Genomic DNA, 23805 nt, shown 5'->3' with positions numbered 1-23805 from the left:
TCGGATAAGCACAACTTAATTTACAAATGCTCCTTGGGAAAAAGTTAAAGGGCAAGGCTTAAAGAAAGAGTTTTTGGCTTTTTGCTCTCATTTCTGAAAATATCTGCGGTTGTAACGGTCTTGATATTCTGCAATATATTCTACATTCCACTGCTCTGTACTTGAGAGCAAGCTAGTTGGAAAATCTTTTGGTGAATACAGAGGTCGATACCACGGCTGTTTATCAAAATACTGTTGTAAGCCAGTAGTGTCAAAACGACGACCGTGACGTGCAAAAATTGAATTTCGCATAACATCAAGCTCGAAACCGCTTTTACCTTCTAAATCTGCATCTGTTACAGTTCTTTGAGAAAGCCAAGAAGAATCATTTGGAGTTTGTTTTACCACTGGCTGTTGTGGAAATGGTTGAGAAGATTTTGTTAACACAAGACCAATAATTACAGATATACCGATTAACCCAGTTGCAATTGCACTTCCTATGACAATATTATTGTGAGCAGGATTGCGCTCTCTAGAAGGTGTCGAGACAACAGCCTCAGGAGATGGCGTACGGACAGATGGTTGAGTAGAAGGCGGTTGTGTCGGTAAAATTGTATTTGCTATTCCGGCACAAGCTTGCAACATTTCTCTAGCACTGGCAAACCTATCCCGTGGATGGTAAGCAATTGCTTTATCAATAACAGATGCGATCGTTGAGCTAATATTCAAAGCATAAGAGCGCCAAACAATTTCTCCAGTGTGTGGATCTGTTTCCAGTTCTTGCGGGTATTTCCCTGTCAGCAGATAAATAATAGTCATGCCTAAACTATACAGATCACTAACATAAACTGGTCTACCCATTGCCTGCTCGCTAGGCATATATCCAAGAGTTCCAATGATAATTGAGCTAGTAAGACTCCCTTGAGAATTGATGACTGTACCCATTGTTTCCCGTACAGCACCAAAATCAATCAGCACTGGTTTTTGATCTGATGAGCGCAAAATAATGTTATCTGGTTTGATATCACGGTGGACAATGCCCTTTGAGTGGATGTACTCCAGTACAGGTAATAAAGTTACCAATAATTCCCGGACAGTATTTTCACCAAATACTCCCTGCTGTCTGAGTTTAGTTGTCAGCGTATCGCCTTCAATATACTCCTGAACTAAGTAGAATAGCTCATCTAACTGAAAATAAGCGTATAAAGCTGGTATTTGATCACTGCTTCCACCTAGCTGTTCTAATATCGCTGCTTCGCGTTGAAATCTCTGTTGTACTAGTTGATAAATCTGGGGGTTATTGTGAATCGGTTTGAGTTGCTTAATCACGCAGCGACGGCGAGAAGGCATATGTATATCTTCCGCCAAAAAAGTTTCACCAAATCCACCCGCACCTAGTACTTGGATAATTTGATAGCGATTGTTAAGCAGCTTATTTGTCATGCTCCATTATCCCAGTTCTCACTCGGATAGAATATAACGCAGCCCAATAGGACAGTGTACAGTTGCCTAGGGTTAAGGTGAAAGAAGGCAGGAATTATAAATAATTCAGCGGACTGATCGATGCTTTTCATCCCTCAGATAGATTTTTAGAATATTTTTTTGAAAGTGTTTAAAATTAGTTATATTTTATACGACATATTCTTTGGCACAACTTGTTATTGAAGACCAAAGTTTCTTTTTTGCGTCATAATTTGGTATGCCTTTTGTGTAAAGAACGCAATTGGAACTGATAGCAAGCAATAGCAAAGATAATTAATATAGATATTCTTGGCCCGCCACTATGTCCACTGAACAGTTAACCAAAGAAAGCGATAATTTAGATTTAAAACAGCTGCTGAAAACGCTGGTAGCTGTTAAAAAAGGTGACTTTTCTGCCCGTATGCCCATAGACCAAACTGGTATGGCAGGAAAAATAGCCGATACGCTCAACGATATTATTGAACAAAATGAGCGGCTAACAACAGAGCTACAGAGGATTAGTCATGTTGTTGGTAAAGATGGCAAAATTAGTGAACGCGCCTCTTTAGGAAATGTTCGTGGTTCTTGGTCAGTTTGTGTTGATTCTGTCAACACCCTGGTGACAGATTTGGTTCAGCCGACAGAGGAAACAGCGCGTGTGATCCGGGCGGTGGCGAATGGTGATTTATCTCAAGCGATTGCACCAGAAATTGAAGGTAGACCCCTCAAAGGAGAATTTCTCCAAACTGCCCAAATGGTTAATACAATGGTGGGTCAGTTGAATTCCTTTGCTAGCGAGGTCACACGAGTTGCCAGGGAAGTGGGAACTGAAGGTAAGCTGGGGGTGAAAGCAGAAGTTCCAGGTGTGGCTGGAACTTGGAAGGATTTGACGGACAGTGTGAATTTAATGGCGGGAAACTTAACCGCACAAGTTCGTAATATTGCGGATGTGACAACAGCAGTCGCAAACGGTGATCTCTCCAAGAAAATTACTGTTGATGTCAAAGGTGAAATTTTGGAGTTGAAAAATACTATCAACACGATGGTCGATCAACTCAACTCGTTTGCTTCTGAGGTGACGCGGGTTGCAAGAGAAGTGGGAACCGAAGGTAAACTCGGTGTGCAAGCAGAAGTACGCGGCGTTGCTGGGATTTGGAAGGATTTAACGGACAACGTGAACTTGATGGCGGGTTCTTTAACCGCGCAGGTACGAAACATTGCAGAAGTGACGACAGCGATCGCCAATGGTGATCTCTCCAAGAAAATCACTGTTGATGTTAAAGGTGAAATTCTAGAACTCAAAAACACCATCAATATTATGGTCGATCAACTCAGTTCCTTCGCTGGAGAAGTGACGCGGGTTGCAAGGGAAGTCGGTGCAGAAGGAAAGCTGGGCGTACAAGCTGAGGTGAGAGGCGTTGCAGGAACTTGGAAAGATTTGACCGACAGCGTCAACTTCATGGCAGGTTCCTTGACAGCGCAGGTACGGAATATTGCCGAAGTGACTACGGCGGTAGCAACAGGTGACCTCTCGAAGAAAATAACTGTTGATGTCAAAGGCGAAATTTTAGAACTGAAAAATACCATCAATACAATGGTCGATCAACTCAGTTCCTTTGCCAGCGAGGTGACACGAGTTGCTAGGGAAGTGGGAACCGAAGGTAAGCTGGGTGTACAAGCAGATGTCAAAGGTGGTGCTGGTACATGGAAGGACTTGACCGACAGCGTCAACTTTATGGCGGGTTCTTTGACAGCCCAGGTACGGAATATTGCGGAAGTGACGACGGCGATCGCTAACGGTGATCTTTCTAAGAAAATCACTGTGCAGGTGAAAGGGGAAATTTTGGAGTTGAAAAACACTATTAATATTATGGTGGATCAACTCAACTCTTTTGCTTCGGAAGTGACGCGGGTTGCAACAGAAGTGGGCAGTGAAGGTAAGCTGGGCGTGCAAGCAGATGTTAGAGGTGTTGCTGGCACTTGGAAAGATTTAACCGACAGTGTCAACTTCATGGCGGGTTCCTTGACAGCACAGGTGCGAAACATCGCTGAAGTCACCACCGCGGTAGCAACTGGTGACCTCTCCAAGAAAATCACTGTTGATGTCAAAGGTGAAATTCTGGAGTTAAAAAACACCGTGAACACGATGGTGGATCAACTCAATTCCTTTGCGTCGGAAGTGACGCGGGTTGCGCGGGAAGTGGGAACTGAAGGTAAGCTGGGTGTGCAAGCAGAAGTACGAGGCGTTGCTGGCACTTGGAAGGACTTGACTGATAGTGTGAATTCGATGGCGGGTTCTTTAACTGCACAAGTGCGGAATATTGCCGAAGTCACCACGGCGGTGGCAACAGGTGACCTCTCGAAGAAAATCACTGTTGACGTTAAAGGTGAAATTCTGGAATTAAAAAACACCATCAATACGATGGTGGATCAACTCAACTCCTTCGCATCGGAAGTGACGCGGGTTGCGCGGGAAGTGGGAACTGAAGGTAAGCTGGGTGTACAAGCCTATGTCAGAGGCGTAGGAGGCACTTGGAAAGATTTGACCGACAACTTCAACTTGATGGCAGGTAACTTGACGGCACAAGTGCGGAATATTGCCGAAGTCACAAAGGCGGTGGCAAATGGTGATCTCTCGAAGAAAATCACTGTTGATGTGAGAGGAGAGATTTTGGAGTTGAAAAACACTATCAACACGATGGTGGATCAGCTTTCGTCTTTCGCCTCAGAGGTGACGCGAGTTGCGAGGGAAGTCGGCACTGAAGGGAAATTAGGCGGTCAAGCGCAGGTTGTTGGCGTGGCAGGTACCTGGAAAGATTTGACCGATAATGTCAACTCGATGGCGGGTAACTTGACGGCACAAGTGCGGGGTATAGCGAAAGTTGTGACGGCGGTTGCTAATGGTAACTTGAAACAGAAACTCACGCTAGATGCCAAGGGAGAAATTGAAACTTTGGCAGAAACGATTAATGAGATGATTGGTACTCTGGCGACGTTTGCCAACCAAGTCACAACTGTAGCACGTGAAGTGGGGATTGAAGGTAAGTTGGGTGGACAAGCCAAAGTGCCGGGGGCTGCGGGAACTTGGAAAGATTTGACCGACAACGTGAATGAACTGGCTGCTACCCTCACCACTCAATTACGGGCGATCGCCGAAGTCGCAACTGCTGTCACCAAAGGCGACTTAACGCGGTCAATTTCCGTCGAGGCGCAAGGTGAAGTCGCCATGCTGAAAGACTACATCAACCAAATGATTGCTAACCTGCGCGAGACAACGCAGAAAAACACTGAACAAGACTGGTTGAAAACTAACTTAACCAAGTTCACCCGCATGCTTCAAGGTCAGCGTGACCTTGAAACGGTGTCTAAACTGATTCTCTCGGAGTTAGCACCGCTGGTTGGGGCTTCGCAGGGTGTCTTTTTTATCATGGATATTACAGTAGATATTAAGTACTTAAAATTACTCAGCAGCTACGCTTACCGTGAGCGCAAGCATCTTGCAAACCGCTTTCAGTTGGGTGAAGGTTTGGTCGGACAATGCGCTTTGGAAAAAGAACGAATTCTGCTGACAGAGGTACCGCACGACTATATCAAAATTAGTTCTGGCTTAGGTGAAGCGACTCCGCTGAATGTTGTTGTGTTACCTGTCCTATTTGAAGGACAAGTCACAGCAGTGATTGAACTAGCCTCATTCCGACGCTTTAACGAAATTCATTTGTCATTCTTCGACCAACTTACCGAAAGCATCGCGATTGTATTAAACACCATCGCTGCCAGTATGCGTACTGAAGAGTTACTCAAACAGTCCCAGTCTTTGGCACAGGAGTTACAAAGTCAGCAAAGCGAACTCAGGGAAACAAACAACCGCCTAGAACAACAAGCAAAATCGCTCCAGTCCTCCGAGGATTTATTGAGAAAACAGCAAGAAGAATTACAAGCGACGAACGCTGAACTAGAAGAAAGATCGGAATTATTAGCTTTGCAAAACAAAGAAGTTGAGCGCAAAAATAATGAAATTGAACAAGCAAGCCTAGATTTAAAAGAGCAAGCCGAACAACTTGCACTTTCGTCAAAATATAAGTCTGAGTTTCTGGCGAACATGTCCCATGAACTACGCACACCGCTAAATAGCTTGTTGATTTTGGCGAAATTGCTCACAGATAACGTTGACAAAAATCTCACAGCTAAACAAGTCGAGTATAGTCGTACGATCTACTCGTCAGGAAACGACCTTTTGACGCTGATCAATGACATTTTGGATTTGGCAAAAATTGAATCTGGAACAATGTCAATTGACATTGAGCAGATGCTGCTTGCAGAATTGCAAGAAAACGTTGAGCGAACTTTTCGACAAATCGCGATTGATAAAGGGCTGAATTTCACGATCAAATTCGCCCCCGAACTGCCAAGAAGCATCTACACTGATGCAAAGCGTTTACAACAAGTTTTAAAAAATCTCCTTGCCAATGCTTTTAAATTTACAGATCGTGGAGAAGTCGGCTTGCAGGTGTTTGTGACAACACAAGGGTGGAGTCATGACCAGGAAAGTTTGAATCGCGCTCAAACTGTGATAGCATTTGCAGTCAGCGATACGGGCATTGGCATTGCTGTAGATAAGCAAAAGATAATTTTCGAGGCGTTTCAACAAGCTGATGGCACCACCAGTCGCAGATATGGCGGTACGGGGTTAGGCTTATCGGTGAGTCGCGAAATCACCCGTCTTCTTGGTGGAGAAATTAAACTTCACAGTCGTCTTGGGGAAGGTAGTACTTTTACACTGTACTTACCTCAGGAAGCAGAACAAATCAATTCAAAATTAGAACTTTCTCCCTTACTCCCTCCCTCCCAGCCTACGCCTCGCTTCGCTAACACTCTCTCATTTCCTCACTCCCTAACTCCCCTCACCGACGACAGAGGCAATATTGAACAAGGCGATGCTCCAGCAGGGAGCCGCCCAAAGGGCGAACGCATACTTCTTATAATTGAAGATGACATCAATTTTGCCCGTATCCTTTTAGACATGGCACGGCAACAAGAATTTAAAGTTATTGTTGCCCATAATGGTAGCGGGGGGTTAGCACTGGCACAACAATTTCAGCCTTCAGCGATCATTTTGGATATCCGCCTACCAGGAATGGATGGTTGGACGGTACTGGATCGCCTCAAGCATGATCCAAGCACCCGTCATATTCCAGTACATATCATGACTGTTGAGGAAGGGCGACAGCGCGGATTACAACTAGGTGCAATCGCTTATATGCAAAAGCCCATCAGCACTGAGGTCTTGTCTGAAGCACTCAGCAATATTAAAGGTTTTGTTGAACGCCCAGTCAAGAATCTGCTGATTGTGGAAGACGACGATAATCAACGCCATAGTATTATGGAATTAATTGGTAACACAGATGTTGCTATGACTGGTGTGAAAACTGCTGGCGAGGCGCTAGAAGCGATACAAAACCAGTATTATGATTGTGTCGTTCTCGATTTGGGTCTGCCTGACATGAGCGGGTTTGAACTGATCACAAGAATCAAACAGCATCCCAATGGTCAAGCACTACCAATTATTGTTTATACCGCAAGAGAGTTGAGTCGGGCAGAAGACACTCAACTGAGGCGCTTGGCAGAGACGATTATTATAAAAGATGTGCGATCGCCTGAACGTCTTCTTGATGAAACAGCCTTATTCCTACATAGAGTTCAAGCAAATTTGCCTGCGCCCAAGCGACAAATCTTAGAACAGTTGCATTCCAATGATCCTGTACTTGCGGGTAAAAAAGTTCTCATCGTAGATGACGATATGCGCAATATCTTTGCCCTCACGAGCATGCTAGAACGTTATCAAATGCAGATTTTATATGCCGAAAATGGTAGAGATGGCATTGAAGTTTTGCAAAACACACCAGACATTGATGTTATTTTGATGGATATTATGATGCCACAAATCGATGGTTACGAAACAACGCGCCTAATTCGGCAGAACAATCAGTTTAAATCCCTGCCAATCATCGCACTCACGGCAAAGGCAATGCAAGGTGACAGAGAAAAGTGTATTGAAGCAGGCGCGTCAGATTATATTACCAAACCTGTAGACATTGAACAGTTGCTTTCGCTGTTGCGTGTTTGGTTATATCGATAATTCACATCCCACAGCTAGAAGGTGAGAGAGGGCTGTAAGCCGTTGAGGGCTTACAACGGGGACTTCGGAGTCCCCAATACAGTTGCTGTTAATGGTATTTAGTTTTGTAAGATTCCCCAACCCCTTAAAAAGGGGCTTAGTTCCCTCCTTTTTAAGGAGGGCTAGTTTAGGATCAATCCTTAACAGCAACCCGGAGGGTTCGCCAGAGCCGGCACGAGGGAGACCCTCCCGCAGCGCTGGACTCACCATATTGCGCTATATCCATCAGGCAATGGAAAATTCCAACGCCTCAATATCAGCTTCGTCACTGTTTACACCAGAAGCTATCAGGTTGATCGTGGTATCGATTATATCTCCTGTGGCTCCAAATCCACTGCTGCCAGTACTGTCCCCAATCAAGTTGTAGCCATCGCTGATGAAGTTGCCTGCCACATCGGGGTTGACACCACCCGAACTGACGAGGTTAGCGGCAATAATCGTGTTTCGCACTCTGGCTGTACCAGAAGTATTATTGAACACACCTCCACCATTTGCGGCTTGGTTGAGCGTGATCGTACTGAACACTAGTTTCAGAGAAGCATTATTATATATACCTCCACCGTTAGATTCTGCCGTGTTACCACGGAGAGTGCTATTGCTGACTTCAATGGTGCCGCTGAAGTTGGCGATACCACCGCCATTGTTGGTTGCTGAGTTGTTGGCTATGGCGCTGTTGGTCACTGTTACAGTAGATTTGTTGGATCCACCGGAGTTATAGATACCGCCGCCGTCTTGGAATGTCGAGTTGCCGAAGATAGTGCTGTTGCTCACCTCAACAGTGCCACCACTGTTAGAGATGCCGCCGCCTTGGCTCGCTGAGTTGCTGGAGATGGCGCTGTTGCTCACCTCAACAGTGCCATCACTGTTATAAATACCGCCGCCAGATAAAAAGCTACCACTTGGCAAGTTGCCGGAGATGGTGCTGTTGGTGACCCTCAAAGTGCCGCTGTTAAAGATACCGCCGCCATAGGTTGGTATGAAGCTGCGTCCGACCAAGTTATCGCTGATGCTGCTGTCGCTGACCTCAAGAGTGCCAGTGTTAGAGATGCCGCCGCCACGGAAGAAGAAGGTCCTCTGAATTGACGGGTTACCGCTGATGCTGCTGTTGCTGACCTTAACAGTGCCACCGTTAAAGATACCGCCGCCATCGCTTGCTGAGTTGCCGGTGATATTACTATGAATCACCTCAAGAATGCCGCTGCTGTTATAGATACCGCCACCAGCACCGCTATCCCTGAAGCCCTGTGTGAAGTTGTCATTCAAACTGCTGTACTTCACCATCACGGTACCGCTTTCGTTATAGATACCACCGCCACTGGGATTGGCAGAAGTGCTGGTTGCTTTGTTGCCACTTATGGTACTGTAGTTGACTTCAAGAGTACCACCAGCGTTATAGATGCCGCCGCCCCTGCTGGGATTATTGCTGTTTGCTTTATTGTCATTTAGGGTACTATTGTTAACCGTTGCGATGCCTGTGTTGTAAATACCGCCACCATAGGCGTTGTTATCGGTGGTCAAACTGCCGTTTACTGAGTTGCCACTGAGGGTGCTATTGTTCACCTGAAGGGTGCCATTGTCGTTAGAGATGCCGCCGCCACTTGCGTTACGCCCACTTACCGAGTTGCTGTTGAGAGTACTATCGCTCACCGTCACGGTCCCTGTATTGTAAATACCGCCACCACTGCCTGTACTATCCCCAGTTACTGAGTTACCACTGATGGCACTATTCCTCACCTCAAGAGTGCCACCATTGTTAGAGATGCCGCCGCCACCAGGGGAGAAGCTGCCGCCGCTGACCGAATTGCCACTGAGGTTGCTGTTGCTCACTGTCACAGTGCCGCCACGGTTATTGATGCCGCCACCGCTTTGGACTGCGGAGTTGTCGGTGATGGCGCTGTCGCGAACCTCAAGAGTGCCAGTGTTATGGATGCCGCCGCCGCCGCCCAAGTTGAAGAAGGAGGTAGTTGTCAAGTTATTGCTTATAGTGCTGTTGCTCACCGTTAGCGTGCCCGCGTTGTTAATGCCGCCGCCGATGCCAAACCTGCCGCCGTTTCCTGCGGAGTTGCCAGTGAGGGTGCTATTGTTCACCTGAAATGTGCCACTGTCGTTGTTAATGCCGCCGCCTTCAGCACCCCTTCCGCGTGCTCTGTTGCCAGTGAGGGTGCTATTATTTACCATGACTGTGCCACTACTGTTAGCGATGCCGCCGCCGATGCCGACAAGATAACCGCCGCTTGCCAAGTTGTCAGTGAGGGTGCTATTGTTCACTGTCAGGCTGCCACTGTCATTATACATGCCGCCTCCGTTGCTGCCATTAGCGCCGTCTGCCAAGTTGCCAGTGAGGGTGCTATTGTTCACCTGAAAGGTTCCATTGTCGTTATAGATGCCGCCCCCACGTGTCCAATCCCCTCTTACCGAGTTGCTGCTGAGGGTACTGTCGCTCACCGTTACGATGCCTGTGTTGTAAATACCCCCGCCAAAGCCGTTGGCACTGGTGAATGTGGTGCCGCTTGCTGAGTTGTCACTGAGGGTGCTGTTGCTCACCGTTACGATGCCCGTGTTGTAAATGCCGCCGCCCCTACCGCTGTTGGGCCCACTTACCGAGTTGCTGCTGAGGATACTGTCGCTCACCGTCAGGGTGCCTGTGTTGTAAATACCGCCGCCAAAGCCGCTGTTATTGAAGGTCAAACTATTGATGATGGTCGAACTGCCGTTTGCTGAGTTGCCACTGAAGGTGCTGTTGTTCACCGTCAGGATGCCTATATTGTAAATACCCCCACCAGAAGCATTGTTCGAGTTCAGAGTTGTCGCGGTGTTATTGCGAACAATACTGTTGTCTAAGGTGAGAGTGCCACTGTTTTTAATCCCAGCACCGTTGTCATCCATCACCTTGCCATCAGCAATAATCAACCCCGAAAGGTTGACTGTTGCTCCCGTTCCAATCTCAAACACCCGTGACGCGTTGTTGCCACTAATCGTTAATAAGTCTGTACCTGTCAATGGATCGACTAAGCCGTTGATCTTCAAGCTGTCGGTGATACTCAGTTGTCCCAGGCTTAAAGTAATCGTCTGTGCAGAGGCAAACACCGAATAGTCAAACACAATTGAGTCTTCTCCAATCAGCGCGTTTGCAAAATTAATCGCTTCACGCAACGTCGTCACCCCATCACCATCATCCACCACATCGGCAATGCTGTTGACTGTAAAGATGGAACTACCGCTTCCTTGGAAGTTTGCGCCACTAATGATGTCTTGTGGAGTACCAAAGTTGAATGTAGATTGGGAAGCTTGAAGATTGTCTAAGGCAGATTCAGATAAGAGATCCATAGATTTAAGTTCCTTTTTTTTCTTATATGTAGAGTATTTTCCACATTCTGTAGATTGAATTGTCGCATAGGATAATTATTTATCAACAATGATTTTTTAGTAATTTAGTTATGCTTTTATAGCAAAATAAATGTGGTTTACACTACATCTTATCAATCAATATAGTATTTTATTTCACATTCTTCTTGATCACATTCCACTGGTTAACACTTTAAGGTAAGGTATTTTCAGGATGTCTTTCTTTTTACAAGTTGGAGATCGAAACGAAGCTGACAAAAGCAGCTAAGACACATAGTGCGTAAATCAATCTCCAGCTGCTTTAAAACTAATCACCAGCTACGTCCACAATCAACCATACTCCGCAAAGCCCTTCTCCTGTGGACTGAGGCTAGAGATTTATTTTTTTGAATCTCCCTAAAACAAGAAATGCAAAAAACGCCCCCCCTTTAAGGAGAACGCTTTTACTTATCTAAATCTTAGCTATTAATCCCAGCACATCATAAAAATAGCCCCCAAGCAAAATACTGTGTGTCAATTATTCTGTGGCGTCTACAACACTCAGTACTACTGAAAATGACTTATTCTTGAGATCACTCTACCTCAAGTTGCGCTGCCGTCACTGCATCAAAAGCAAAAGCTAAAACCAGAGGTATTGGACATTTTAATAAGTAAGTAGAAACGACGGCTACAATTGTCCCAAATAGTGCTGAGATTGACCAAAATTTTTCCTGAGATGTCAATCCCTTTTGAGTTTTTATCAATCTCAACGTATGGGTAGGAATTGGCTCCGGCATAACTGCCCCAGGAGGAAATGCCCAATAGTTATTACGCCGCTCTTCAAATAAATCTGTCCAGCCATTTTCTTGGCACCATTCTTCAATCCATTCATTATGATAATGTTTCATGTTTGGGCTGGAAAGTGGAATCAGCATAAGGTTTAGAAACTGAATATAATTTTTTAGGGTTTTTGGCGAGAAGTCTATTAATTGGTATAAAACTAAAGATTATTCAAGAACTATTTGGCTTGGCTAAGAATCTAAAAATATCTGTAATTACAATTTAATTAATGCTTATCTTAATTCACAGGCTAACAGTATTTAGTTTCTTTTCGCATGAAAAGAAAATAAACTTTACTTGAAACTTTGATTTTTAACAATTCTCAACACTATAGCGATCAATGGCTCTAAAAACAGATATTTGCTCAGTCTCTATGTAAAGTTGTGTAACACAACTTCAAGGCATAAATACGTTAAAAATCAATACGCTTTAGTTAGAACTAAAAACAGAAAAGGATATAAATTACTACAGTTCGGATAGGTTCTTGGCAAATTACTAAAAATCTTAATCTCTAGGGCAGCCACTGCCCACCCGAAGTTGGATTTGCCAATATAGCAGGGAACGCTTAACAGACTTGAAAGTCTGTTGGTGACCATGTTTTCTCATTAGTTCGTGTCCTAATCTACCTGGCGACTGCTATACTATCCGCCGCAACTGTAGCTAAATAAGAAATATTATGAATTGAAACATTGTTAAGATTCTCAACAAGAGGCACAGCTTCCCCAGTACCAAAATCTAAATCACCGTGAAATTATTCTGAGCGTAAGGCTTTGACTGGATCGATTTGGCTTGCTCGCAGGGCGGGGGTCAAACTGGCTCCTACCCCCACCACGAGTGCTGAACCCAACGCTAGTCTTGCAATGGACCCGTCAAACTCGTAGGGCAAGTTAAAGGTATTGGTGACTACAATTGTTAATCCATGCACTACCCCAAGACCAACAGTTCCTCCAATCAGACTCAAAAGCGTAGCCTCCAGAATAAATTGCAGCATGATTTCTTGCTGGGTTGCTCCTATTGCCCGTCTCAAACCAATTTCAGCGGTTCGTTCCGCCACTGAAGCAATCATGATATTCGCAATCCCCACACCGCCAACCAATAGCGCGATTACTCCTACCACTGCAAGTCCTTGGGACGCCATCTCAAGGGTTTTCTGCTGTTCTAGGATGTCTGATACATTGTTCCAAGACTTAAATTTTTGACTGGGGAATCGCTGTTTTAGCAGTTCCTCAGCTTGATTGCTCAAGTTTTCCACGTCTTGGAGTTTGTAAGGACGCATTTGGATACTACCAATATCGCGGCTACCAGTCAGGGCGTTATAAACAGACATTGGTACATAAAGTTGACCACTAGGAGGTGCATTTTCATCCAGACTTGTCGCCACTACCCCCACGACTACATAAGGTCTGTCCCCAGCGTAAATCATCTGACCCAGAGGTTTGTGCCCACCGAAAAGTTGTTCTGCCAACAGTTTATCGATAACAACCACTGGTCGGTAGCTGGCAAAATCTTCAGCGCTAAAGAATCGTCCCGAGACCAGTGCTTTTCCTGAAGTCAGCAAAAAACCTTGGGAAACAGGTGACATAGGTGGAGTTAATTCCTTATCCTGAAATATGGTTGGCAGAGAACCAGCCCAATTAAAAGCACTGATTGCCCGCAAGCCCACCAGCCGTTTTTGTAAGAATTCCATGTCTTCCAATTTAAGTGGGGTGGTTCGACCACCTGAATCCCACTCTGGATAGATTGAGGCTTGAGGTGCGCCTCGTTTTGCTAGTTGTTGACCAATAACTGCCCGACTGATGTTACCGACTTGAAGTGTAGCACTAACAGCAGCCACACCCATAAACACTCCTAAAGCTGTTAGGGCAGAACGCAAAGGGTTTTTACCCAAGGAGCGAAAGGTAATATTCAGTAAGTCTAGAGGTGAAAGACTCATAACGGTAGATTTGCACAAATTTTAAATTCGGAATAAAAAAATTAGGACACTGAAACTTGATAGTCAAGTTCTCAACTCGTTCAAGCAAAGATTTTTTGTTACCCCTGGTTTTTGTTTGTCCAAGTAATTTTCCATAATACCGCGTTGATTTATTCTCAATGAAAAAAAGGCAGCAGCCCACACCAAACTGGTTACTGGACTGCTGCCTTTTCGTAATTAAGAATTACAAATTATGAACTACTTGACAGTTGCCTTACCGCCAGCATCTTCCAACTGCTTCTTAGCTTGTTCAGCAGCTTCCTTGGCGATCGCTTCCTTAACTGGTTTAGGCGCAGATTCTACCAAGTCTTTGGCTTCTTTGAGACCCAAGCCTGTCAATTCCCGTACAATCTTGAGTACAGCAATCTTCTTATCAGCTGGGACTGATTCGAGAATGACGTTAAACTCGGTTTGCTCTTCTACTGGTTCAGCAGCAGCAGGTGCACCACCACCGGGAGCAGCCATAAAGCCTCCAACTGGTGCTGCAGCACTGACGCCAAAGGCTTCTTCAATTTGCTTCACCAATTCAGATGCTTCCAGCAAGCTCAAGGTTTTTAGTTTTTCCAAAATTTCATCAGTTGCAGTAGACATGGATATAACTCCTGTTATGTTGATAAATTATTTGTTAGTTGTTCTGCCTAGCACTAAAACTAACTAGGAAGCACTTTCTTCAGATTCGCCGCCTTTTTCCTGATCAGCGTCAGAAGCGCTTTCAGATTCGCCGCCTTTTTCCTGATCAGCGACAGCCTGCAAGGCACGAGCCAGCGAACCGGGAACCTCGTTGATACCCACAGCAATCTTGGTAGCCAAGGCGTTGATCGCTCCGGCAATTTGTGCCATGAGTTGTTCTTTGGATGGCAAATCTCCTAGAGCTTTGACATCAGGCTCTTGCAGCAGGCGACCTTCCATAACGCCGCCGCGAATTTCTGTTTTCTTGCTGGCTTTTTGGAAATCTTGGTAAGCCTTAATTGCTGCAGAGAAATCGTCTTTAACCAACAAAAAGGCAGAAGAGCCTTTGAGCAATTCTGACAACACTTGCCATTTTTCGTCGTCTTTAATGGCAATGCCCATCAGGGTGTTTTTAGTCACCTTACAAACAGTACCAGAGGGACGCAGGCGTCGCCGCAGGTCTGTGATTTCAGCAACTGTTAGTCCTTGGTAGTCAATCACCAGTGCTAGTTGAGACTGACTCAAAGTTTCTTTGAGTTCAGTAACTATTGCTTTTTTGTCTTCTATCGTTCTAGGCATCCATCTCACCTCCTTAACAAATCAGCTTTCAGGTATTGGCTGTTAGGTTTTTGCCAACTGCTGACCACTATGACAGTGATCGCTTAAAAACAATAAACCCCAGCTCTCGCAGCCGGGGTTTAGTGGTATAGACACCTTATACAGTGCGTGTATACCTTATCATCCTTATGCCGCAGTACTCACGCTTGTTATGCGTGGCACTGGTAGCAATTGGGGCGAAAACCTCGGCAGGACATTAAGCCAATGGCACCTGCTGTCTTGGGCTATTGCCTATTTTATTTTGTTAGCAACCTTCAGTTGTTTGTCGTTTGTCATGTACTAATCGATGACACAACGATATTATGCTGCTTCTGTGAGTTTCAAATCGCGTAAGGCGTTAATATCTACGCTAATTGATGGCCCCATTGTGGCAGAGACATACACTGTGCGCCAGTAACGACCTTTAGCTCCTGAAGGACGGTTACGGTCGATTGTTTCTTGCAACGCCTTCAAGTTTACTAGTAAATCTTCTGGTGAGAACGACACCTTACCAAACATAACATGGACAATGCCAGTCCGGTCAGCTCGGAACTCTAATTTACCTGCTTTGAATTCTGCGATCGCACCGCCTAAGTCAAATGTTACTGTGCCACCTTTTGGTGACGGCATCAAACCACGCGGACCAAGTAACTTACCAAGCTTCGCTACCTGAGGCATAATATCAGGTGTGGCAATAAGCTTGTCAAAGTCCATTCTACCTTTTTGAATTTCGTCAATTAGTTCTTCTGAACCAACAACATCAGCACCCGCATTGGTTGCTTCTGTGACCTTTTCCCCTCTTGCAATCACTGCTACTCGCACTGTTTGTCCTGTTCCTTTGGGCAGTACGACTGTTGTTCGCAGCTGTTGATCAGTATATTTTGGATCAATGCCTAAGCGGATATGCGCTTCTGCAGCTTCGGGAAACTTTGCTGTTGCTGTTTCTTTAAGAAGGGATAACGCCTCTATGGGTGTATAATCCCTCTCTTCAACTTTTCCTAGTAACGCCTGCATTCGGCGTGATAGTTTTTTTGCCATTTTTCTCTCTCCTGGGGTGAATTGCGAGGCTTTACCTCTCCCCCGAATAATTTTTCATTTGTCCTAAGTCAATTGTCTAAAGCCAAGGACTTATAACTAACCTGTAACTGTTACGCCCATGTTTTTTGCAGTGCCTTCGATGATGTTCATCGCTGCTTCTACATCATTAGCGTTAAGATCCGGCAATTTGGTTTGGGCAATTTGCCTCAATTGTTCTCTAGTAATTGACCCAACTTTTCTTTTGTTAGGTTCACTGGAGCCTTTGTCAATTTTTGCTGCTTTAGTAATGAGTACTGATGCAGGTGGAGTTTTGAGGACAAATGTAAAACTCCGGTCTTCAAACACCGAGATTTCTACAGGAATTACCGTTCCAACTTGATCAGATGTCTTGGCGTTGTACTCCTTGCAGAACATCATGATATTAACGCCGTGTTGACCCAAAGCGGGACCCACTGGCGGTGCTGGGTTGGCTTTACCAGCATTTAGGGCCAATTTAATGACCGCTACGATTTTCTTCGCCATTCTTATTTAGCTCTGTTTTTGAACCTGATTAAATTCCAATTCTACTGGTGTTTCCCGTCCAAAAATCGAAAGCAAGGCTTTTAGTTTACTCCGTTCTGGACTGACTTCAATTACCTCACCTTCAAAGTCTTTAAACGGACCAGAAAGCACGACTATCTTATCACCTGTAGCCATGTCAATCTTGACGACTGGCTCTTGTTCGCTGGTCTGTTTGAAGATTCTTTCTACTTCTGTATGACCTAGGGGCATTGGTTTTACGTGACCGCGACCTTTGCCAGTGCCACGCTTTTGTTCTGCTCCCACGAAATTTATCACATGAGTAGTATTTCTTACTACCTGCCAGCTATCATCGTCCATCATCATCCTTACCAGCACATAGCCCGGGAAAACTTTCTCTTCCGTATGCTGGCGACTACCGTCTTTACGGATTTTTACGGCTGGTGTGTGTGGAATTTCCACTTGAAGGATTTTCTCAGACAAATCGAAGGTCTGAATCCGCTGCTCTAAGTTTGTCTTGACACGCTTCTCACAGCCAGAGGCTACTTGCACTGCATACCAGCGGGCTTCGTGAGAAGCTTCTGACGCTGTATCTGCGGCATCCTCTGACTGCAGCGTCGCATTGTAATCTCCGTCTGTTGCAAAACTCATCCGAACACCTGTTGTGCTGCCCAAGTAAATAATCTATCTACCAAAAATATCAGAGATGCGGAGAGAGTGACCATTAACAGTACAGCCGCTGATTCACTCACTAGCTGCTTGCGACTGGGCCAAACCACTTTGTCGAACTCTTCTTTTATCCCATTTACAAAGTTCGTTACGCCAGACCCATTGCTTGACTCTGTTATTTCTGCTTCGTTTTTTTTAGTCACGTCGCTTCTCTCCCCTTATTCCTGATACAAACAACTGTTAAGCCTTAATTTTTACCTTTTGTTAAGATTTAGTATTCAAACTTAACTTGTCCGACGAAGCAATAAGCTGTACACACAAAAATTATACCCGAAATTTTCAATCATGCTGCTCTTTTAGCAGATGTTGCATAATTTTCGGGTTTTTTTTGTGACAGCGCGCCCTGGAGGACTTGAACCCCCGACATCAGGTTTTGGAGACCTGCGTTCTACCAACTGAACTAAGAGCGCACAGGCTGGCTTTTATTCAGTTATTGCACTTAATCTAACCCATTTTAACACAACTTGGCAATTTTTTTCTTTGAGCTTGATTCAGGGAACAAATGAGCGGCTGCTGCCGCTTTTTGTTGAACCCTTCCCATATCTTGCTTTGTTGAATTATAAAGCGCGGTCAAAACGCTGCTTGATTCGGGTAGCTTTACCAACACGCTTACGCAGATAATAAAGTTTAGCACGCCTTACCTTACCACGACGCAAGACTTTGATGTTGTCTATGCGAGGAGAATGCACAAGGAACACTCGTTCAACTCCCACACCTTGGAAAACACGACGAACAGTAATCGTTTGATTAATACCGCCATTGCGCTTACCAATCACGACTCCTTCATAGGGTTGTATGCGGTATTTGTCGCCTTCCTTAATTTTGACTCCGACTTTGACAGTATCGCCTACAAATATTTCAGGCAAATTAGATTTTAGTTGTTCCGCTTCAATTGAGCGGATGATCTCTTGAGTATTCATAGTCCCGGAAAAAAATCCACAATCAACAATAATAAATCCATAACTACTTTACAGTCTAGTCATTTAAAATAGAGAATTTTTAACCACAACGTCAACAATTAGGGGTGTAAGGGTGTAGGGGTGTAGGGGAATGAACGCGCGGGTGTAAGGGTGCAGGGGTGTAGGGGTGTAGGGGAAATGATTTATTCGTTAGTACAGCCCACCATAAATGAGGTACGGAATTCGCTGGTTGGATAAACTTTGTCTAGGGTCGTCAAAATTTTGATTTGCGACCCCTTTTTATAGTGACGTGTAGTTAGTTTCCACAATGAGCGAAATTTAGGGGAAGAAAGTAAAATACTCTTACCCCTAACACCCTAACACCCTAACACCCCTTCTTCCTCTCCCTAACCACCAGTAACCCAAACTCTGGGGGCTGCAATCGTTACAGCGCGTGCTTTGTCACCAATGCGATATGCGTAAGCGCAAGCGCACGCCCAGAGGGCGAACGCGCACGCAAAGTTTTGGCACACGCTTTCCTCGAATATAAAAGTTACTTTCTGTGTTGAGGAGGCGCGGGACTACTGCCAGGTAATGGCGAAAGCCGGGTGATGGGCAGGTAAAAAAGAAAAATCCCGCGCCAGGTGAAGCGAAGGCGCGGGAGCAAAAATATACAGGAGACCAACAAATGGTCAGAGATTAAAGAATATCACCTTTTGCGATCATCTTCAGCGATCGCCCACAATCTTCACAATCAAAAAAGACAGTAACATACCATATTTAACCTGAAGTTCGACGTGTACTCAGTGAGGCTGTGCTAATTGACATTTGATATTTGAGTCAGCCAATTGTTTGAGTTTGTCTGGATTCACAACAATAAAAACAGATTGAATCCGCTCATCCTTAAAATCAAATGTCATAACACTGTGAAAATGATACTGCAAAGTAGCCCCTACGCGAACGCCAATATAGTTAATAATGCCTGGTTGGTCATTAACCTTAGCAATTCGAGACACATAATTTGCAAGTTTCTTGCTCCGAATTGCCAGCAAGAATTTAGCAACCTTAACACTTCCATGTAGTGGCTTCAATGCGGCTGTCACCTGACCACCACCATCTGACCAAAGGGTAATGTCTTCTGCTAGCAAACCAATCAATCCTTGCAAGTCTCCGACATTGCAAGCTTGCAGGAATTTCTCGGTCATCTGTTCTCGGCTGTGTAATGAAACTTCAAAACGAGGTCGCCTAGATGTTAAATGCTGCTTTGCTCGTCGCACAATTTGCCGACAGTTCGTTGGACTTTTATCTACAATTTGTCCAATTTCGTCATAGTCATAATCAAACACTTCCCGCAGCAAAAAAACTGCCCGTTCCAAGGGCGAGAGCGTTTCTAGTAATACGAGAAAAGCGGTTGAGAGAGTATCTACCAATTCGACTGTCTTTGCTGGATCTGGCATCTGTTCGGTAAGAATGGGTTCTGGAAGCCAAGGTCCCACATATTGCTCTCGTTGGACACGGGCAGAACGCAGGTGGTCGATGCAGAGTCGTGTGATAATGCTGGAGAGATACGCTTTGGCAGATTGTACGGTGTCTTCTGCCACTTGCTGCCATCGCAGAAAAGTTTCTTGCACCATATCTTCTGCATCAACCACACTGCCCAGCATTCGGTAGGCAATTGAGAACAGGAAAGGACGATGTTGGTTGAACTCCTCTAGCCGATTCATGCTATTCTCTCTTCATCTCGTAGCTTTTGTATTGCCCACACTCCTACGCCACAGCCTAACAGTTCAGTGAGGAAAAGCAGGACAGCCGTGACTTGGAATAGGAGTTGCCAATTGCCAGGTGGGATTTGAGAGATGTGATCTGGGCTAATAGCAATGAAATGATTGTACACGCCAAAAATTAGCGATCCCAACATCGAAACCAGCAATAGAACAACACCCATGCGACTCAATGGTGTCCACAACAGTACCATTGCCACAAGTGGAACAGTCAGGATAACTGTAACAATAAACACTGCCTGACTAGGAGTGACAGGAACCGGAATCGATACGTGTGTTAAAGCATGTAGAATATTAACGATGGTATGAACAATGACTGCTGCTGTTCCATACCATGCAATTCGACGGGTCATAATGTACCTCCTAGGCTGATTTTTGTATCTGATAGCTACCTGGAATCATCTGTGTGGCGATCGCTATTCGATTCCATCCATTGATCGCAACAATTGCCATGAGGATTTGTGCAATTTGGTTGGCATCAAAATAATGACTGACTTCCTCATACACGTCATTGGGAACGTGGTTTTTCGTAATCATGGTTACAGCCTCAGTTAATGCCAACACGGCTCGTTCTTCAGGCGTGAAAAATTGAGTTTCGTGCCAAGCATTCAACGCATAAATCCGTTGCTCGCTTTCGCCGTGATGTCTAGCGTCTTTCGTGTGCATATCGATGCAAAAGGCACAACCATTGATTTGAGACGCCCGGATTTTGATCAATTCCACCAAGGTTTTACTAAGCCTGCTTGCTGCAAGATACTTCTCTAGCTCAAACATTGCTTTATAGGCAGCAGGCTCAACGGTTTTTAGGTCAATTCTTTGCACCGTCATAATTCCTCCTCGTCTACTTCCATAAAGGACTCATTAAATTAGACGAGGAAGACCGTATAGTTGTGACAACCGGTAGAATAACAAGATTTTTGCTGAGGGGGCGATCGCTAATCCTGGTTGCCCGCAATCAACGCTTGTGATACTTTTTGTCGTCGTTCCTGAAGTTTATTTTCAATCAGTTTGGCAAGAAGCCAGGAAATAGAGCGTTCTTCCTCTTGTGCCCATGCCTCTAACTCTGCTTTCAGTTCCGGGGAAATGTAGGTTGTTACACCAGACAATAGAGTTTTGCCGCCCATTTCAAAATTTATGTATTGCGTAGATAGTACTTACCATAGCATTTTACTATAGCTTTTATTGTCTTATATTTATATAAGCTAAGCTATGCTACAATAGCATAGTTAAATTTTACCTCTCTCGGTATGAATATCCTTGATAACCTCTTCACCCAGCCCGTTACTCAACGGCAAAGTCGTGGTATCAGCGTCAAGTCTCAACGTGAAATTGAAATTATGCGTCAAGCAGCTTCGATTGTTGCAACTGTGCTCAAAGAGATTTCTCAAATAGTGCAACCTGGGATGACGACTGGTGACTTAGATGCTTACGCAGAGAAACGCATCCGAGAAATGGACGCAGCACCCAGTTTCAAGGGATACCACGGCTTTCCTGGCTCTATCTGCGCTTCGATTAATCATGAAGCCGTGCATGGCATCCCCAGTTGTAAGCGGATGATTCGTTCTGGAGATGTTTTGAAGGTTGACACAGCAGCTTGTTATCAGAACTTTCACGGTGATTCTTGTATCACTATTGCCGTGGGTAAGGTGCCCCCAAAGACAGAAAAGTTCATTCAGGTTGCCGAAGAGGCACTCTACAAGGGAATTGAACAAGTCAAAGCAGGAGCGTATCTGATGGATATTGCGGGCGCTGTTCAAGACTATGTAGAGGCACATGGCTTGAGTGTTCTTGAAAACTACACTGGGCACGGGATTGGTCGCAACATGCACGAAGAACCTTCAGTGTTCAACTTTCGTACTCGTGAAATGCCAAATGTGAAACTCCGAGCTGGAATGACATTGACAATCGAACCCATTGTGACTGCTGGTTCTAAAGTGACCCGTACTCTATCAGACCGTTGGACTGTAGTCACATTAGACAAATCTTTAGCTGCTCAGTTTGAACATACATTGCTTGTGACTGACAATGGATACGAAATCTTAACTGACCGTACAAAGGTTTAGGAATTCGTCAAACCAAGCAGGTAGTCAGGCAATACGGTTCGGTAGTGTCGGTATCTATCCCCTTGCAAGCACCGAGGAAGAAGAACAACAGAAGCAGGAGTGGAGAAAAGAACGGAGTGGCTCACCATTTCCTCAACTTATCCAGCCTACCGAACACCGGCTTTGCCCATTTCCCACCCAGTACATCGTGCAGCAGAATGTAAAAACAGGGGATGAGAAATAGTGTTAGCATTGTGGCGTTCGCGTAGCGTGCCGCAGGCATTCGCCATCCCAAAAAACACAACAATCCCCAATGGCTGTAAAAACTCTGAACCTTCACCAATACCCAAAGCTAAGGGGAACAGCCCCAAGATAGTCGTGACTGTAGTCATCATAATCGGACGCAAACGTTGAGCCTGCTTGCTTGAATCGCAATTTTAATCGTCTCATCGTTTACCGCTACGACGATTTTTCCTCTTGTTTTTGGGTTTGCTTCTAGAATGTCCCGGGACAGTTATTGTTTTTTTGTAAGGACGAACATAGCTGGTTTCTTTCTCTTTTTTCTTCCCAGTTACAAGTAAAATTATTCCAGCAATAATTAAAACTATTACAAATAGCGTAAGGTTAGATAGTTTCATTTTTTGCTTTAGGTAGACGAACCATTATTCAACTTCAACCGATATCGATTTAGTTTCTCTTTTGCGAACATTTATTTAAGAAAAAACTACTCGAAAGCCGAGGTAAGTTCCTTGTTCATCAATTCGAGCCTTTTTGCGAGATGCTGAACGACAATTTCCTGGAGGATCAGCCCAAGAACCTCCTCTAATTACACGAAGTTGGCTATCTCTATCATTGAGCCATGCCGTACCATCATTGGGCGCTTTGTTATAGCTATTATGCCAGTGATCCATGCACCACTCCCAAACTAACCCATGCATATCATATAATCCGAATGTGTTTGCAAACTTGAAGTTATCAACAGGAGTAGTTTGATTAGGAAAAACTCCTCTTGAAAATTTAAGATCTTCACAATCTTTATAGTTCGCTAAATCAGGAGTAATAATATCTCCAAAGTAAAATAAAGTTTTAGTCCCAGCACGACAGGCATATTCCCATTCAGCTTCACTGGGTAATCGGTAGTAGCGATCTGTCTTTTGGGAAAGGCGATCGCAGAATTCAACAGCATCGTCCCAGCAAACTTGTTCTACAGGATAGCTGTCTCCCTTGAATTTAGAACAATCAACTACCAAGGGGCGATTGATCTGTGGTAAGCAGGCTACAGCTTTCCATTGTTTTTGAGTAATGGGATATTTCCCTATAAAAAAGGAATTAACAGATACCGGATGTTGAGGATATTCTGAGCTACTTGCATTTATTTGTTCAGATGATCCCATAAAAAAATTTCCATTAGCAATGGCGATCATCTCCAATTCCACTCCACCACCCAAATCTTCAACAAAATAGCTAGCCTCCTTGCGACGAGCGTTGATGATTGGTTTTTTTACGAATCCGAATAGTCTAGAGGACTTAAGTTCGACTTCTGCATATTCAAACCGATACTTCCGAAGACTGGGCTTGAGCTTAAGTTGCGCTGTGAGTTCTTTGTTTTTTTCCGCATTTAAATCATATTGTTTGTTTTGTAAGGTGTTTTTAGTTTCAATAGCTTTTCCTACTTTTTTCTGTATGCTTTTAGGCTCACGGGTTGTAGATAGAAACGATACAGGTTGAAGTTGCTTTTCAATTTCATCTAAGCTATCACCAAGCTCCTTGGGAGTCACAG

Annotated in this window: 18 protein-coding genes, 1 tRNA gene, 1 pseudogene and 1 other annotated feature; of the genes and pseudogenes, 2 read left to right on the top strand and 18 right to left on the bottom strand. The window is 44.7% G+C overall.

The annotated features are described in order from the left end of the window. Positions 1 to 87 precede the first annotated feature (87 nt). On the bottom strand, positions 88 to 1422 hold the full coding sequence (locus DP114_RS29325) for a protein kinase domain-containing protein (RefSeq protein WP_169262964.1): 1335 nt from the start codon (positions 1420 to 1422) through the stop codon (positions 88 to 90). Between the two features lie 340 nt (positions 1423 to 1762). On the opposite strand from DP114_RS29325, the gene DP114_RS29320 reads away from it, so the two are divergent. Next, the gene (locus DP114_RS29320) at positions 1763 to 7576 is read left to right on the top strand and encodes a HAMP domain-containing protein (RefSeq protein ID WP_171977798.1); all 5814 of its coding nucleotides are present in this window, start codon (positions 1763 to 1765) and stop codon (positions 7574 to 7576) included. Between the two features lie 264 nt (positions 7577 to 7840). On the opposite strand, the gene DP114_RS29315 is transcribed toward DP114_RS29320, so the two are convergent. The 15 genes from DP114_RS29315 to DP114_RS29240 form a co-directional block, all read right to left on the bottom strand. Then, entirely contained in the window at positions 7841 to 10942 is a 3102-nt protein-coding gene (locus DP114_RS29315; RefSeq protein ID WP_171977797.1) for a beta strand repeat-containing protein, read from the bottom strand. A gap of 590 nt (positions 10943 to 11532) precedes the next feature. Further along, on the bottom strand, positions 11533 to 11847 hold the full coding sequence (locus DP114_RS29310; protein WP_169262961.1) for a slr1957 family protein: 315 nt from the start codon (positions 11845 to 11847) through the stop codon (positions 11533 to 11535). 683 nt (positions 11848 to 12530) lie between these two features. Further along, positions 12531 to 13712: an ABC transporter permease gene (locus DP114_RS29305; RefSeq protein WP_171977796.1), complete on the bottom strand. Its 1182-nt coding sequence runs from the start codon at positions 13710 to 13712 to the stop codon at positions 12531 to 12533. A 237-nt stretch (positions 13713 to 13949) separates the two neighbouring features. After that, positions 13950 to 14342 carry a 50S ribosomal protein L7/L12 gene (gene rplL, locus DP114_RS29300; RefSeq protein WP_169262959.1) on the bottom strand — a complete coding sequence of 131 codons (393 nt, stop codon included), beginning with the start codon at positions 14340 to 14342 and terminating at the stop codon, positions 13950 to 13952. Between the two features lie 63 nt (positions 14343 to 14405). After that, a complete protein-coding gene (gene rplJ / locus DP114_RS29295; protein ID WP_171977795.1) occupies positions 14406 to 14999 on the bottom strand; it encodes a 50S ribosomal protein L10 in 594 nt (197 codons plus the stop codon). Between the two features lie 82 nt (positions 15000 to 15081). Then, positions 15082 to 15280, bottom strand: a sequence feature (ribosomal protein L10 leader region). Positions 15281 to 15338: 58 nt separating this feature from the next. Then, positions 15339 to 16055 carry a 50S ribosomal protein L1 gene (gene rplA / locus DP114_RS29290; protein WP_169262957.1) on the bottom strand — a complete coding sequence of 239 codons (717 nt, stop codon included), beginning with the start codon at positions 16053 to 16055 and terminating at the stop codon, positions 15339 to 15341. Positions 16056 to 16151: 96 nt separating this feature from the next. Further along, positions 16152 to 16577 carry a 50S ribosomal protein L11 gene (rplK, locus tag DP114_RS29285; RefSeq protein ID WP_169262956.1) on the bottom strand — a complete coding sequence of 142 codons (426 nt, stop codon included), beginning with the start codon at positions 16575 to 16577 and terminating at the stop codon, positions 16152 to 16154. Between the two features lie 6 nt (positions 16578 to 16583). Then, the gene (nusG, locus tag DP114_RS29280) at positions 16584 to 17225 is read right to left on the bottom strand and encodes a transcription termination/antitermination protein NusG (protein ID WP_169262955.1); all 642 of its coding nucleotides are present in this window, start codon (positions 17223 to 17225) and stop codon (positions 16584 to 16586) included. Further along, entirely contained in the window at positions 17222 to 17446 is a 225-nt protein-coding gene (secE, locus tag DP114_RS29275) for a preprotein translocase subunit SecE (RefSeq protein ID WP_169262954.1), read from the bottom strand. The genes nusG and secE overlap by 4 nt, the downstream gene beginning before the upstream one ends. Positions 17447 to 17640: 194 nt before the next feature. Then, positions 17641 to 17713, bottom strand: a tRNA-Trp gene (locus DP114_RS29270). A 147-nt stretch (positions 17714 to 17860) separates the two neighbouring features. After that, the gene (rplS, locus tag DP114_RS29265; protein WP_169262953.1) at positions 17861 to 18223 is read right to left on the bottom strand and encodes a 50S ribosomal protein L19; all 363 of its coding nucleotides are present in this window, start codon (positions 18221 to 18223) and stop codon (positions 17861 to 17863) included. 782 nt (positions 18224 to 19005) lie between these two features. Beyond that, a complete protein-coding gene (locus tag DP114_RS29255) occupies positions 19006 to 19926 on the bottom strand; it encodes an RNA polymerase sigma-70 factor (protein ID WP_171977794.1) in 921 nt (306 codons plus the stop codon). Then, positions 19923 to 20336 carry a hypothetical protein gene (locus tag DP114_RS29250; RefSeq protein WP_171977793.1) on the bottom strand — a complete coding sequence of 138 codons (414 nt, stop codon included), beginning with the start codon at positions 20334 to 20336 and terminating at the stop codon, positions 19923 to 19925. Before DP114_RS29250 ends, DP114_RS29255 begins: the two co-directional genes overlap by 4 nt. A 10-nt stretch (positions 20337 to 20346) precedes the next feature. After that, positions 20347 to 20811: a carboxymuconolactone decarboxylase family protein gene (locus tag DP114_RS29245; RefSeq protein WP_171977792.1), complete on the bottom strand. Its 465-nt coding sequence runs from the start codon at positions 20809 to 20811 to the stop codon at positions 20347 to 20349. Positions 20812 to 20918: 107 nt separating this feature from the next. After that, on the bottom strand, positions 20919 to 21107 hold the full coding sequence (locus DP114_RS29240; protein ID WP_171977791.1) for a ribbon-helix-helix domain-containing protein: 189 nt from the start codon (positions 21105 to 21107) through the stop codon (positions 20919 to 20921). A 123-nt stretch (positions 21108 to 21230) separates the two neighbouring features. On the opposite strand from DP114_RS29240, the gene map reads away from it, so the two are divergent. Beyond that, positions 21231 to 22046, top strand: coding sequence for a type I methionyl aminopeptidase (gene map, locus DP114_RS29235; protein ID WP_169262948.1), 816 nt, complete (start codon positions 21231 to 21233; stop codon positions 22044 to 22046). A gap of 121 nt (positions 22047 to 22167) precedes the next feature. Here map and DP114_RS29230 read toward each other — a convergent pair. After that, positions 22168 to 22438: pseudogene (locus tag DP114_RS29230) on the bottom strand (efflux RND transporter permease subunit); the annotation flags it as partial. 300 nt (positions 22439 to 22738) lie between these two features. Next, positions 22739 to 23803: a formylglycine-generating enzyme family protein gene (locus tag DP114_RS29225; RefSeq protein WP_246162871.1), complete on the bottom strand. Its 1065-nt coding sequence runs from the start codon at positions 23801 to 23803 to the stop codon at positions 22739 to 22741. Between the last annotated feature and the right edge of the window lie 2 nt (positions 23804 to 23805).

Origin of the sequence: Brasilonema sennae CENA114, from assembly GCF_006968745.1 — a bacterium.
In the GTDB taxonomy this organism is placed as follows: domain Bacteria; phylum Cyanobacteriota; class Cyanobacteriia; order Cyanobacteriales; family Nostocaceae; genus Brasilonema; species Brasilonema sennae.
The sequence above is the reverse complement of the archived record's forward strand: the minus strand, read 5'-3'. Positions and strand labels throughout refer to the sequence as shown.

Excerpts from the sequence above, each read along its gene's own strand:
- DP114_RS29325 (WP_169262964.1), bottom strand. The coding sequence starts at position 1,422 with ATGACAAATAAGCTGCTTAACAATCGCTATCAAATTATCCAAGTACTA.
- DP114_RS29240 (WP_171977791.1), bottom strand. The coding sequence starts at position 21,107 with ATGGGCGGCAAAACTCTATTGTCTGGTGTAACAACCTACATTTCCCCG.
- DP114_RS29305 (WP_171977796.1), bottom strand. The coding sequence starts at position 13,712 with ATGAGTCTTTCACCTCTAGACTTACTGAATATTACCTTTCGCTCCTTG.
- DP114_RS29250 (WP_171977793.1), bottom strand. The coding sequence starts at position 20,336 with ATGACCCGTCGAATTGCATGGTATGGAACAGCAGCAGTCATTGTTCAT.
- DP114_RS29255 (WP_171977794.1), bottom strand. The coding sequence starts at position 19,926 with ATGAATCGGCTAGAGGAGTTCAACCAACATCGTCCTTTCCTGTTCTCA.
- DP114_RS29315 (WP_171977797.1), bottom strand. The coding sequence starts at position 10,942 with ATGGATCTCTTATCTGAATCTGCCTTAGACAATCTTCAAGCTTCCCAA.
- DP114_RS29320 (WP_171977798.1), top strand. The coding sequence starts at position 1,763 with ATGTCCACTGAACAGTTAACCAAAGAAAGCGATAATTTAGATTTAAAA.
- map (WP_169262948.1), top strand. The coding sequence starts at position 21,231 with ATGAATATCCTTGATAACCTCTTCACCCAGCCCGTTACTCAACGGCAA.
- rplL (WP_169262959.1), bottom strand. The coding sequence starts at position 14,342 with ATGTCTACTGCAACTGATGAAATTTTGGAAAAACTAAAAACCTTGAGC.
- DP114_RS29310 (WP_169262961.1), bottom strand. The coding sequence starts at position 11,847 with ATGAAACATTATCATAATGAATGGATTGAAGAATGGTGCCAAGAAAAT.
- nusG (WP_169262955.1), bottom strand. The coding sequence starts at position 17,225 with ATGAGTTTTGCAACAGACGGAGATTACAATGCGACGCTGCAGTCAGAG.
- rplK (WP_169262956.1), bottom strand. The coding sequence starts at position 16,577 with ATGGCGAAGAAAATCGTAGCGGTCATTAAATTGGCCCTAAATGCTGGT.
- rplA (WP_169262957.1), bottom strand. The coding sequence starts at position 16,055 with ATGGCAAAAAAACTATCACGCCGAATGCAGGCGTTACTAGGAAAAGTT.
- rplJ (WP_171977795.1), bottom strand. The coding sequence starts at position 14,999 with ATGCCTAGAACGATAGAAGACAAAAAAGCAATAGTTACTGAACTCAAA.
- rplS (WP_169262953.1), bottom strand. The coding sequence starts at position 18,223 with ATGAATACTCAAGAGATCATCCGCTCAATTGAAGCGGAACAACTAAAA.
- DP114_RS29245 (WP_171977792.1), bottom strand. The coding sequence starts at position 20,811 with ATGACGGTGCAAAGAATTGACCTAAAAACCGTTGAGCCTGCTGCCTAT.